Annotated in this window: 13 protein-coding genes; 10 read left to right on the forward strand and 3 right to left on the reverse strand. The window is 45.6% G+C overall.

The window, feature by feature from the left end:
* Window positions 1–8: 8 nt before the first annotated feature.
* Both B3157_RS04395 and B3157_RS04400 read left to right on the forward strand, forming a co-directional pair.
* Complete coding sequence (locus B3157_RS04395) at window positions 9–242, forward strand: thioredoxin family protein (RefSeq protein ID WP_099829744.1); 234 nt, start codon at window positions 9–11, stop codon at window positions 240–242.
* Window positions 243–316: 74 nt separating this feature from the next.
* Window positions 317–898, forward strand: coding sequence for a flavodoxin family protein (locus tag B3157_RS04400; protein ID WP_214060339.1), 582 nt, complete (start codon window positions 317–319; stop codon window positions 896–898).
* Between the two features lie 16 nt (window positions 899–914).
* Here the strand turns inward: B3157_RS04400 and B3157_RS04405 are convergent, their stop codons facing one another.
* Window positions 915–3,971 (reverse strand): alpha-mannosidase, encoded by a 3,057-nt coding sequence (locus B3157_RS04405; RefSeq protein WP_292589119.1) that lies wholly within the window; start codon window positions 3,969–3,971, stop codon window positions 915–917.
* A 164-nt stretch (window positions 3,972–4,135) separates the two neighbouring features.
* Between B3157_RS04405 and B3157_RS04410 the strand changes: the two genes are divergently transcribed.
* Window positions 4,136–4,564, forward strand: a complete 429-nt coding sequence (locus tag B3157_RS04410) for a hypothetical protein (RefSeq protein ID WP_292589121.1) — start codon at window positions 4,136–4,138, stop codon at window positions 4,562–4,564.
* Here B3157_RS04410 and B3157_RS04415 read toward each other — a convergent pair.
* Together B3157_RS04415 and B3157_RS04420 are read right to left on the reverse strand one after the other, a co-directional pair.
* Window positions 4,561–5,520 (reverse strand): alpha/beta fold hydrolase, encoded by a 960-nt coding sequence (locus B3157_RS04415; RefSeq protein WP_214060729.1) that lies wholly within the window; start codon window positions 5,518–5,520, stop codon window positions 4,561–4,563. The two genes, B3157_RS04410 and B3157_RS04415, sit on opposite strands and share 4 nt — an antisense overlap.
* The gene (locus B3157_RS04420; RefSeq protein ID WP_292589124.1) at window positions 5,517–6,308 is read right to left on the reverse strand and encodes a diguanylate cyclase domain-containing protein; all 792 of its coding nucleotides are present in this window, start codon (window positions 6,306–6,308) and stop codon (window positions 5,517–5,519) included. The genes B3157_RS04415 and B3157_RS04420 overlap by 4 nt, the downstream gene beginning before the upstream one ends.
* A gap of 180 nt (window positions 6,309–6,488) precedes the next feature.
* Between B3157_RS04420 and B3157_RS04425 the strand changes: the two genes are divergently transcribed.
* The 7 genes from B3157_RS04425 to B3157_RS04455 all read left to right on the forward strand — a co-directional run bounded on the left by B3157_RS04425 (window position 6,489) and on the right by B3157_RS04455 (window position 12,435).
* On the forward strand, window positions 6,489–7,310 hold the full coding sequence (locus B3157_RS04425; protein WP_292589126.1) for a thermonuclease family protein: 822 nt from the start codon (window positions 6,489–6,491) through the stop codon (window positions 7,308–7,310).
* A 118-nt stretch (window positions 7,311–7,428) separates the two neighbouring features.
* Window positions 7,429–7,824 (forward strand): Fur family transcriptional regulator, encoded by a 396-nt coding sequence (locus tag B3157_RS04430; RefSeq protein ID WP_258001668.1) that lies wholly within the window; start codon window positions 7,429–7,431, stop codon window positions 7,822–7,824.
* A complete protein-coding gene (locus B3157_RS04435) occupies window positions 7,821–8,705 on the forward strand; it encodes a metal ABC transporter substrate-binding protein (RefSeq protein WP_292589128.1) in 885 nt (294 codons plus the stop codon). The genes B3157_RS04430 and B3157_RS04435 overlap by 4 nt, the downstream gene beginning before the upstream one ends.
* Window positions 8,695–9,435 carry a metal ABC transporter ATP-binding protein gene (locus B3157_RS04440; RefSeq protein WP_102818824.1) on the forward strand — a complete coding sequence of 247 codons (741 nt, stop codon included), beginning with the start codon at window positions 8,695–8,697 and terminating at the stop codon, window positions 9,433–9,435. Before B3157_RS04435 ends, B3157_RS04440 begins: the two co-directional genes overlap by 11 nt.
* Complete coding sequence (locus tag B3157_RS04445; protein WP_214060809.1) at window positions 9,432–10,259, forward strand: metal ABC transporter permease; 828 nt, start codon at window positions 9,432–9,434, stop codon at window positions 10,257–10,259. Before B3157_RS04440 ends, B3157_RS04445 begins: the two co-directional genes overlap by 4 nt.
* 147 nt (window positions 10,260–10,406) lie before the next feature.
* On the forward strand, window positions 10,407–11,207 hold the full coding sequence (locus B3157_RS04450; protein ID WP_292589132.1) for an MBL fold metallo-hydrolase: 801 nt from the start codon (window positions 10,407–10,409) through the stop codon (window positions 11,205–11,207).
* Window positions 11,208–11,262: 55 nt separating this feature from the next.
* On the forward strand, window positions 11,263–12,435 hold the full coding sequence (locus B3157_RS04455; RefSeq protein WP_102818826.1) for an iron-containing alcohol dehydrogenase: 1,173 nt from the start codon (window positions 11,263–11,265) through the stop codon (window positions 12,433–12,435).
* Window positions 12,436–12,694: the final 259 nt, after the last annotated feature.

A 12,694-nucleotide genomic window follows, 5' to 3' on the forward strand; every position in this document is an offset into this window, starting at 1 on the left:
GTCGTATAGTGAAGATCGAAATCTTTGGTTCAGGCTGTCCGAGATGCAAGCAAACTGAGAAGATCATGAAAAAGGCTGTCGAAGAGCTAGGTTCAGATGCAGAAGTTGATAAGGTAACGGACATGATGGCAATAATGGAGAAGGGAATTGTTTCGACACCGGCCGTAGCAATTGACGGAAAAATCGTTTTGTCAGGCAAGATCCCCTCTATTGATGAAGCCAAGAGACTAATTAAGGGTTGAATAAGAGGGCTCTCAGATGTTAGATTTGTGGAGGGTTGAATCCCTCCATTTTTCATGGGTTTGGGAGGTTTGATATGAAGGTTGTGGCTTTCAACGGAAGTCCTCGCCGGGACGGGAATACGTCAAAGATGATTGAAGAAGTCCTAGGTGTACTGCGCGAAGAAGGAATCGATACCGAAGCGGTTCAGATAGGTGGGAATTCCGTAAGAGGTTGCACTGCCTGCAATGTCTGCTTCAAGACGAAGGATAGGAGATGCATAATAGACGGCGATTACGTCAATGGTTGCATCGAGAAGATGCTTGAAGCCGACGGTATCATCATAGGTTCTCCGACTTACTTTGCCGATGTGTCTCCTGAAGTGAAGGCTCTAATCGACAGAGTGGGAATGGTTGCTCTTGCTAATGATGCAATGCTTAAGCGGAAAGTGGGAGCCGCTGTCATAGCCGTTCGAAGAGGAGGCTCGGTACATGCTTTCGATTCAATTAATCACCTCTTCCTTATCTCTCAGATGATAGTACCTGGATCTTCATATTGGAATCTCTCAATTGCCTGGAAGAAGGGAGATTTTCAAGGCGACAGAGAGGGTATAAGAACTATGAGAACTCTTGGTCAGAATATGGCCTGGCTTCTGAAAAGAACTGCGGGGAACTCTTAGTATTTACGGAAAACCACTATTCCAGCAGGATCGTATAGATCCCGAAAGGTTCGTAGTTCAGAGAGAAGGTGCTATGAGAAACATCCAGCTCTTCTATCCTTTCCTCGAGAAGATTTGTGAGATAGGCCCTTTCAAAATCCAGAGTGCTCCTAATCACAGCTGTGCCTCTTGATCCTAACAGCTCACATACCCTGAGTATTCTACCCTTCCCATTCTCGGCGATCTTGAAGGCCATAATCCTTAAAGTCGACGCCTTCACTTCGAAGATCGGTGAATTCGCCCTGAAAGACCCCTTACTCGTAAGTAGTCTTGTATTAAGTAATTCTGCCTCTTGAACTGTCTTGAGCAGATCGCAACTTTCATGAGGAAAAACAGCGTATGTGAATTCGTGACGCCCTTCGTCTGCTGTGAAGTCGGGAAATACTGGAGATCTAAGCAAGTTAAGGGACACATTGCATCCTCTTACTCCGTAACCATACTTCCCGTCGTTCAATATCGATATACCGTAATCGTATTCTGATAGATCTACCCATCTATGACCGGGGACCTCAAAAGCCGCCTGTTCTATTACATCGTTTTCTGTTGTGGGTCGTGTAATGAACCCGCATGAAAGGTCATATCTTGCCTGTCTTGTGAGGACTTTCAAGGGGAACAAGGCTCTGAGCATTGTTCTTCTCATATGCCAGTCAACTGTGTTCTTTACCTCGACACGTCTTGAGTTTCTGTAAAGAGAAATGTCTTGGATTATCCTTGTCTTCCCCGCCTGAAAGACGCATCTGATTGTCTCTCTTATTGGGCCGAATTCAGTTTTCTTAATCACCGAAGGCTTCAGGCTCTCTGCGGTGTTACGATAATCTCTTTCGATGTCCCATGCGTCCCAGTAAGAGGGAATGTCTTTGAAAATCGCTATTGAGGCTTTTCCATCGAATACGTCTCTTAAGTGTTCTTTGTCATAAACACTTATTCCTTCTGGATCTACTTCAACAGTGAGATATTCGTTTTCCATCAGCTTTGAGTCGTGATATTCTGTGTGCGGGTTCACGATCTCTTTATTAGAGAACTCTATTGTTACGAAGCCGGTGGGAGGAATTTCCAGCTCTGATAAGAACAAAGTATCACCGTTATCCAACAACTGGCAAGAGAATTCACCCGTAGGGCAAAACGGCTCTTTCGAACCCTGTGCAGTGAATTCAAGTTTCCTGCAGAAAGAACTCGGATTGAAGACTGTCAGTTTCATATTGTCTTCGTCCGTCAATCGATCAAAAGAGGCCTGAACCATTGACGATGTGGCTGAATGGACTTCATCCAGTTCGTTCAATGCGTCCTCATATACCTCCTTTATTGATGAACCAGGCAGAATATCATGGAACTCATTCTGAAGGAGGATCCTCCATAGTAATTCGATCTCCCCGGGCTTATAGCCTGAGATTGCGCCAAGCATCTCCGCAAGTCTTAGCAAATCTTCACACTCTTTGTGAGCCATTTTGATTCTTCCCTGAGAGGTGTAAGTGCCACGGTGAAGCTCAAGATACAATTCGCCGTCATGTACGTGAAACGAGCGAGAGACCTCTTCTGCCCGCTTAAAGTAACTCTCAAAGCTTCTCATCACCAGTTCGGGCATTCCAGGCAGATCCTTGAGAAACCTGTAGTTTTCGATCATCTCATCTGTAGGTCCCCCGCCTCCATCACCATAGCCAAATGAAAAGACGGTTTCTGGGAACAAATCTTGGTCTTTGAAGTTCTTTGCAGTTGTCAGGATGTCTTTTGGTTCCAGAAGACCGTTGTATCCATTGGATGGATTCTTGAAGCTGTGGTAAATCACCTCAGAACCATCTATTCCTCTCCACACAAATAGATCGTGGGGGAGGCTATTCTTCTCGTTCCAGGTCATTTTCGTTGTGAAAAAAGAGTCCATACCTGCCTTCCGGATAATCTGAGGCAGAATCCAGGAGAATCCGAAGACATCTGGAAGCCATACAGTGCTGCACTTTCTTCCAAAATGCTCCATGAAGAATCTTTGACCGTAGAGAAACTGCCTTACCAAAGATTCGCCGTTCAGCAGGTTGGTGTCACTCTCTACCCACATTCCACCCAGCAACTCCCAGCGACCTTCTTTCACAAGGAGCTGTATTTCCTTGAATAGACCGGGGTCTCTTTCCATTACATCTCTGTACATAGCAGCGGAAGACTGTGAGAAAATGTACTCGGGATACTTTTTTGCAAGCCTCACAGAATTGGAAAAAGTCCTGAGTATCTTTCTTCTAGTCTCCTCTAGCGGCCATAACCACGCGTAGTCAATGTGTGCATGACCAGAAAGCGTCATTGTAAGCCGACTAGGGAAGCGTCTCTTGAGATTTGCAAGTTCTTCTTCAACAGTTCTCTCTGCTTCAGTGAATGTGTTGTGATCTTCTTCACTAAGTCGTTGACCTTCAGATCTAGTGAATTCCTCAGGCAGCCATACCGCCGATACCTCGCCAGAGATCTCCGGATCATCTAGAACTGCCTTCCAGTAGCCGGATGAATCTCTCGGGATTCTTATTCCGGCTAAGTTATCCGACAGAATTCTGTAGAGACTACTAGCGAGAACTTCATCATCAGTATAGGTGAAAAGCTCTATCAGATTTCTAAGCTTCCCTATAATTCGCTTGATATCTGAATCAACAATAAGTAGATCGGACTCTGAGAACACAGGTTCTTTGATACTGCTTCCAAAGAGCCCCTTGGGAACAACATCCGCTTCATAAAGGACCACTTCGCCGGCAAAAACGGAAAGATCGAGCTCTCTGTGATGTGTATTGATCTCTCCATAGGTAATTCCATTGATTCTCACTAGTGATTCTCCACCAAACCAGTTTCTGAGAATGAGCTGCTCATCAGCATCAATTGGCGGGAGTTCGATCTCCCTTGAAAAATATACCGGAAAGCTATCGGGAGACCACTTGAACTCCGGGGAGACTCTTCTTGAATTGAAGGACCAGGAGTCGATTCTCTTCCTTTTTTTGATTGTGTATGGGTACATTTCACCGATGGACCGAAGAAACTTACCTCTAGCGCTTTCCTTAGAATAGTACATAGTGCACCTCTCCCTAATACATTTTCGGAGCTACACTCATTAGACCATAATGAACTGTTAGTAAAGAAACATGCCAAGAGTATGATTACCGAAAAACAGTGAGTGTCATATAGTGCCGGTTTCTATATCACGCTGGTATCTTGTAGTGTTGATTGATGTAGGAGGTGTCTTCGTTGCTTGATACTATGAGGTTTCTCGGATGGTTCAACTTTATTTTACTGCTCTTTAATACATCACTGTTTATTCTTAGGCGGTCAACCCTAAAACGCTCTTCAAAACTTGAAAACCCTCCGAGAGCGGCCTTCGTGAAGCAGGTTCGATTTCTTGCTATTGTTCACCCTTGGACTGGCTCTGTGCTTATGCTTTCCGCTTTATTACACGGATACCTGGCAACCGGCGGCTTCATTCTCTACAGCGGAAGCCTGGTCTTCTTAAGCGTCTTGGCCCAGTTCGTAGTCTACCTTCTGGGCAAGTACGTTCCTGCTATGAAGAATAAGTGGAGGCCATCGCACAGAGCTCTGATGATCGTCACATGGCTCTCGTTCTTTCTGCATCTACTTGCTCCTGAGTTTATCTGGTTCCCGATAATCTAGTCTTTTTCAATCAGCGATCTGACAAAGGGAATGACAATCTCCAGAAAAAGAGCTGGACTTTCCTCTTGTGGGAGATGGCCGGTTTCGGGAAGGATGAAGAGCTCGGCAGAATGCAACTCTTCGGCCAGTCTAATTGAGTCCTGCACAGGGACAATTCTGTCAGAGTCGCCAGTAATGACTAGAGATGGGATTCTTACGCTCTGTACCTTTGAGGAGTCATAAGGTCTTCTTGCGAGTGTAAGTTCCCAGAGAGCCCTGTCCCAGTTTGATGCCTTAAGCGGCTTTCTGTAACCTTCACGTATTTCATCAGTCAGTCTTTCCGGATCATACCACGCCATTTCCAGGATACTGTCTGAGTTTCTCAAGAGTGTTCTCGAGATAAGCGGCCCCAAATGCCTTCCCTGAGGAGTGCTCGTAAGTATCTTGAACAAGAAACTGTCTGTGTCTTCTGTGTAGATCGCCGCGTCAACCAGGACAAGGCCAAGCACTTTTTCTGGGTGTTGAGCCGCGACTTCAAGAGCTGTAAGCCCTCCGGCCGAGTGACCAACGAGCACTGCCTCTTCGAATCCCAAATATTCCATAAGCGATACTGTTAACTCAACCTGTCCTTCCAAAGAGTATGGGTTGAAAGAACTGATATCCTCGCCAAGTGGTCTTGAGGTCAGGCCAAATCCAGGTCTGTCGAAAGCAATAACAGAGAACTCTTCAGAGAGAGGACCGATCACTTCTCTCCATGAGAAAGTGCTTGCTCCGAATCCATGTAGCAGCATTAAAAGGGGTTTGCCTTCTCCTTTTGCTTTGTAGTGGATGTCTGCATTATTGATCGTGACGAACATACTGTCTTCATCGGCTAGAAGCCTTGGGACCACAGTATTTTCAAGATCGCTCACCGGTATTAAAAAAGGCGCGATCAGCAGTATTGAGATCAGCGAGGTCATGATGAGCAAGGTCTTCATTTTCTTGCCTCTGAACTGTGAATTGAAGCGAAGGCCTTATTGACAAGCTGCTCGGCATCAACACCATCTCTCGGGAGCAATACAAATCCCGCTCTTAGTTCCATAGAGAACTCGCCACAGTTTTCTTGCCAGATTTTGAATGCGTTGAGGGCCTTTCGAAGTATTGTGCTGGCATTTCTGTAATCCTTCAGATCTTCAGCTAGAAGTAGAAACTCTCTTCTTGAGAATCTGCAGAGCGTGTCATTCTTTCTAATCCCTCTCACCAGCGAGTGTGCCATATCGATTATCGTTGATTCTTCGATACTCGATACCCCTCCTTTGCTCACAAACTCGAAGGCAGCGACCATAGAGGAGGAGTTATTTCTTCTGCTCCTGAATAACGCCATGTTAACTCTATCTCTGAAAAGCACGTAATTTGGAAGACCGGTTTCGCCGTCGAAGTGAGCCAGTTGGGAGATAGTTTGTTCGGCCAGCTTCAGGTCGGAGATATCTTCAACCACGAAGAGAAAGAAGACTCTCTCCGACACCGACAGTCTCTTTACATAATACCTTAACCACCTTCCAGCACGTCTAATGTGATGAAACTCCAACGAGTCCTCGCTTGAGTGCTTAACTTCTCTTATCTTCTTCGAGATCTCTTCTTTGATGTCTTCTATCATGATAGACGCAGCGTTGTTTGCAAATACCGTATTTGAGTGTTCATCGATAATCGCTATTCCATCTTCAATTCCCATTAGAGCTTCGAGAAAAAGATCCGGAATATTCTCAGAGAGATTATCCAGTCTCATTATCACACCACCTTTGTACTGCACGTACTTATCGTAGCCTCAGTCATATTGTAACCTCTGTTAGTAGGAATAAGGTATCTGTTCAGAAAGCTTAATCATGAAACAGATGCAGGCGAGAGATCTCCGCACTTGTCGGTATAATGGTACTGATGTCTTAATATTGGAAAGGAGGAGCGGATATTGAAGAAAAGAGCTGCGTTAGCCATGGCTTCCCTGTTGTTGATTGCACTCCTTCTCCTGCAGGCATGCGACCGCTCAAGACTTGTCACTACGGTTACCTCGGTAATTGATGGTGATTCCGTTACGGTGAAGGCGCTAAACGGCACTGTAAGGCTTATAGGAATAGATGCGCCGGAAACTAGATCAGGCAGCAAACCAGCGGGCCAGTTTGCCGATGAAGCGAAAGATTATCTGGAAATGATAACACGCGAGAGTGGAAAAGTTACCCTTGAGCTTCATGGAAAGGATACATACGGCAGACACCTTGCGTATCTTTTTGACTCGGAAGGTACCTTGATAAATTCTGATATAGTTAGGCAAGGTTTGGCCAGACCTCTTACCTATGAGGACACGTCCCATTATTCATCTGAGATAAGGAATGCTTACAGAGAAGCTTTCAGGAGTAGAAGGGGGATCTTCACTTTCTATGATCAGTCTCCTGTATTTGATGCTTCAATTGTGAGAGGAAATCTCTATTCTTACCAGTCAGGGGGTTTTTTGGGAAGAGTGATCTGGGTGGAATTCGAAGTAACGTCGGTAAACGGTCTCACCTTAGTGGGCGATGACATTGTGGTTCGAATCAGGTCAGAGGAGGCATCGCTTTTCGCGCTCGATCAGGCAGATCTGCAGGTGCTCTATAGAAAGAGGATCAGAGTCTATGGAGAAGTCTGGCAGGATACTTCTGGTAAGGCTTTGATGCTGATCAGAGACCCGGGAATAGAGATCATAGGAGTAGCTCAGCTTGCAAAGACTCTTCCTCTTTTACCATTGGGGGCTTTCTGAAGCTCTTCACAAGAAAATGCTGCAAACCAAGAATTGACAGGAAGTGAGAAATGTGCGAAAATGTAGTGCAAATGATTTGCGCGAATTGTTTGCCTATAGGAGGTGCCCTTTGAAGAGAATGACATCACTCAGAAGAGAAGTTCTGGAGATCATAGATAAATCTGAATTGCCGTTGAGCGCTGATTCAATTCATGAAATGCTTGATGAAAAACCTAATCTCTCAAGCGTTTATAGAGGTCTTTCCTTTCTTGAGGACGAGGGTCTTATCCGCTCGATATCATTCGAGTGCGAGACTAGATTCTATTTCAGCAGTCAGAGGGAGCCAGTTCATTTTCTGCACTGCAAGAAATGCCACAAAACTAAGCCTTTCTATGAGTGCTTTGTCGATTCTTTTGCAAAGAGAGTTGCGGAAAACCGAGATTTTACGATTACTAACCATGTGTTTTACTTCATTGGAATCTGCGGGGATTGCAGGAGAAAGATCGTCTCCGATGTTGAGGAGGGCAGAGTATGACAAGAAGAGTAATATTGATTCCTTTTCTGCTGATTACATTACTTTCGGGTACAGTTTTTTCGCTCAGGATAGTTGCAACGATTAATCCCTACTATTTGATTGTAAAGGAAATCGTGGGTCAAAATGCTCAGGTAGATCTTCTTATAGGGCCGGGTCAGAACCCCCACATTTTCTCTCCAAAGATCTCTGACATAAGAAGACTGGATGGAGCGGACCTGGTAATAGCAAACGGCCTAGATCTTGAGATTTTCCTGGAAAGACATCTGGACGATCTCGCCTCCCGAGGCAAGACGGTTGTGTACATTGGGAATCTCTTGCCCAAGGAGCTTATCATGGAGAAAGAAGAGCAGAACGAAGAACACGAACATGACCATCACGTGAATCCTCACATTTGGCTTGATCCAGTGATTCTTACTGATTACGTTATACCCTTTCTAGTTGAAGCGCTCTCAGAAATCGCACCAGAGAAATCTGGGTACTTTTCAGCGAATGCTGCGCAGCTTATTGATGATCTGCAGGAGTTCGATGAAGAGGCAAATTCATACCTTGAGAAGTTTCGTGGAAGCGTAGTCATTGTTGCACACCCCAGCTTTACCTATTTCTTCAGAAGATATGGATTGAGACTCGAACCGGTTCTAGAAGGGATAGGAGATGAGCCTACAATAGGCGAGATAAAGAAACTTGTCGATTTTGTGAGGGGCGAGGAAGTTGTTGGTATCTTTGCGGAGTACCAGCACTCTAAGAGAGCCATAGATATTCTGACGGCCGAGACATCTGTAAGACATGGGGAGCTTGACAGTCTTGGAATTTCAATGAGCGGCATCATCGAGCTGTTGCAGTGGAATCTCGGAGAGATCAAGAGGGTCTTTGATGGAGAGTAGAATCCTAAGAGTAGAGAGCTTGAGCTACAAGATCGGCAGCCACTGGATCCTGAGGGACGTGTCTTTCGAAGTGTCCAGAAGAGAATTCGTAGGAATAATTGGTCCAAACGGTGCCGGAAAGACAACGCTAATTAAAGCGATCGTTGGTGATCTGAGCGACTATTCGGGGAAGGTGTCTGTTTCAGCGAAAATTGGATACTTGTCTCAGAGCCCCGAAAGAAAGCGAGACTTCCCAATAAGAGTTAAGGAAGTGGCCGCGATGGGTCTCTATGGAGAGCGCGGAATCCTGAAACCCCTGAGAAAGTGCGATTGGAAGAAAGTTGAGGATCTTCTAGAAAGGGTAGGTATATATGATCTGAAGGAAAGGAGAGCCGGTACACTCTCCGGCGGCGAGTATCAACGGCTGATGCTTGCGAGGGCATTGGCATCAGAACCGGAGTTGTTGATACTGGACGAGCCTGAAGCCGGTGTGGACGAAATGGGAAAAGCCTCCTTTTACAGGTTGCTTGAGTCACTAAAGAACGATAAAAACATGGGAATACTTATGGTGAGCCATGATATTGGAATGGTTTTTGAAGCTTGTGATACTGTGATGTGTATTAACAAGACCCTTCATTGCCACACATCTGCTGACAAGATACGACCAGAAGAACTGCAATCAGCTTTTTCTGGCGACCTCGACCTTTTCATAAGATCGAGAGATCACTTCGAAAGGGAGCACCACTTATGATTCAGGATTTTGTGAAGGACATCATAAGCTACGGTTTCCTGAGAAACGCATTAGTGGCCGCCATTCTCGTAAGTTCACTAACTGGAGTGTTCTCGAGTGTGGTTGTGCTAAGAAGGATAGAGTTCATTGGAGATGGTGCAGCTCATGCGACATTTGGAGGAATTGCTTTCGGCCTACTTCTCGGAACGGATTATTTGCTTATGGCGGCAATTACCGCCGTTGTCTTTGCAATTGCCGTAAGCTACTTTACCAGGAGGAACAAGTTGTCCGAAAGCAGCGTAATCGGAATGCTCCTTCCTCTTTCGATGTCTCTGGGAGTAATCGCGCTTTCATTTGTAAGAGGATACACACCGGATGTGATGGGCCTGTTCTTCGGGAACATCCTGATGGTTACTTCTGAAGACGTTTGGCTGCTTATCGCAGCTAACCTTGTCGCTATGGCCTTCTTCACGATATTCTACAGAGAGCTTCTATATTACTCGTATGACGAGGGAATGGCGAAGCATTACGGTGTGCCTGTTGGGGCCATTCACTATGCAGTCCTAGTAGGAATCAGCTTGAGTGTTGTAAGCTCAGTCAAGATTGCAGGAATTATACTGGTTACGGCATTTCTGGTCATTCCGGCAGTGGCCGCGAAGCTTATCGCTCGCTCATTCAGAAGTATGATCGTTTTCTCTGTGAGCCTGGCAGTGGTAGCTAGCATAATAGGCATATTCGTTTCTTATGCGCTTGATATGCCTCCCGGACCGGTAATCGTAGTTGCACTATTCTTGGAATTCTTGTTGTCAGCTTCTTTGAAGAGGTTTATTGGAAAGGAATCTTGAAAGATACGACTATCAGATGCGCAATAGTACAAACTTGGTCGATTGCAGGTGGAGTTGAGAAAGATAGATATATGATCCGAATAGTTGGTGAGGCTTGTTGTACAGTGGGAATTGAGTAGAGAGCTTGGCGGCGAAGGGAGAAATGACATGAAGATAACTGTTTTGTGCAACGACAAAGCTCTTAAAGGGTTTGAGTCTGAACACGGTATCTCTTTTTACATTGAATCAAGCAAAAAAAAGTACTTGTTCGATACCGGATCTACAGACGTTGCTGTTAAGAATGCAGCGAAACTTGGTATAGATTTGTCTGAGATCGAAATGATTATCATCAGCCACGGTCACTACGACCATCTTGGAGGTTTAGAGAGCGTACTTCGTGAGTCTGGAGGAAAGAGAGTACTGATTGGTGAAGGTGGTTTTGAGCCGAAGTATAGCGGTAAAGTGGAGTCAAGTCCCAAAATTAATAGAGCAGAATTCGAAGAGCTTGGGGCGTCAGTAGAAAATGTATGCTCTTCGAAGGAGATTGAAAAGGATCTCTATGTAATGACCGCAGCGCCTTTTGCCACAGATGAGAGGCCTGAGGAGAAACATAACAAGGTTGATGGCAGAAAGCAAACTCGCGATTTCTTCGGTGATGAGCTTTCTCTTGCTCTTGTCGAGAGCGGTATTGTAACGGTAATAACCGGTTGTTCTCACAGGGGTATTGGAAACATAATCAAGCAAGCCTCTGAGTATGGAGAGGTGAAGGCTGTGGTTGGGGGCCTACATTTGCTTCACAAAACAAAGGAGGAGCTTGATGGGATTTTCAACTATTTAGAGGGATTTAAGATTGAGAAATTCCACATTGGGCACTGTACAGGGGATGAAGTTATAAAGGCAATTGAGCGAAGGTTTTCTGCCAAAGTCTGTGAGCTTCGAGCCGGAGAAACCTTTGAGTCTCTTATATAACAGTGTAAGACTATTACCGTCAAATCATGAAGTAGCAAATTGGGAGGTCGAAGAAATGGACAAAACGATGAACTTTGAGTATTTTCTGCCGACAAGGATTGTCTTTGGTGTGGGTACGGTGAATAAGGTAGGCAAACTAGCCAGAAATCTGGGCAAGAAGGCAATGATAGTAACAGGAAGAAGTAGTACGAAGAAAACAGGTCTTCTTGATGAAGTGATCTCGATCTTGGAGAAAAGTGGAATCGAAAGTGTTGTGTTTGATGATATAGTACCTAACCCACTATCATCAACGGTCGACAAAGGCGCCGAAATTGCCAACAGAGAAAAATGCGATATGGTCATAGGTCTTGGCGGAGGCAGCCCAATAGATTCGGCAAAGCTCATTGCAGTGGTGGCCAAAGATGGTGGCCGATGTTGGGAGTACACCGGATCTGGAGGAGGAAGAGTTCCGAAAGCTGCGCTCCCTATCATCGCCATTCCAACAACTCACGGAACAGGAACCGAGTCTGACCCCTTTGCGGTTGTGACGAACAGTGAAACCAACGAGAAGATAGGCGTTGGATTCGACCAGACTTTTCCTGTCATTTCCGTTGTGGATCCTGAGGTTATGAAGACCTTGCCTCCCTATCAGACGGCAGCTACCGGCATGGATGCCTTCTATCATGCAATTGAGTCGTACATAAATACAAATCATCAACCGACATCTGATCTTCTCGCGATGGAAGCAATGGCGCTTATAAATCACTATTTACCAATAGCATACACGGATGGGAATAATATTGAAGCCAGGACTGCTCTTGCCTGGGCGAGTACTGCCGCCGGCATTTGTGAAACACTATCGGGCTGTATTGCAAACCATTCATTAGAACACCCAATAAGTGCTCATTACGATGTTACACACGGTGCGGGGCTTTGTGCTACAGGACCTGCCTTCTTTGATTACATCAGGCCTCATACAAAAGAGAGACTGGCGCGAGTGGCTCAGATAATGGGAGCTCCAGAAAGCGTGATAGATATCAACAGGCTCTCTGAAATGTCAATAGAACTCATTCATAGGCTTCAGAAAAGTGTAGAAATCGATATCACTCTTAAGGAGCTTGGAGTCGAGAGATCTATGCTTGGCAGATTAGCTGAAGACGCAATGAGAACAATGGGCGGATTGGTTGAGGTGACTCCAGGAGACCTGAAGACCGAAGACTTGAAGAAGATTCTGGAGATGTCTTATTGATAGAGAGTTCGCCGTAAAGATCCGTTCAACGCTGTGAAGAGCCGTCTTCCGCCGTCCAAGAACATGACCGTCCTTCGTGAAGATCAGCCGAGAAAGAGCGTTGTCGAGAGCTTGGCTTCGAGAGTGCAAGGTTCATAGTTGACCGTCAACGGTCCACCGTTCTCCGACCGAGAAGAGAGGACAAGCAGAAGTGATGCCGACTTCGTCGGGAAGCGAAGCTCGTTGGCACGTGGAAGTGATGCTGGAGTAAAACATCAGA

This window comes from Mesotoga sp. UBA5557, assembly GCF_002425715.1.
Taxonomy (GTDB): Bacteria; Thermotogota; Thermotogae; order Petrotogales; family Kosmotogaceae; genus Mesotoga.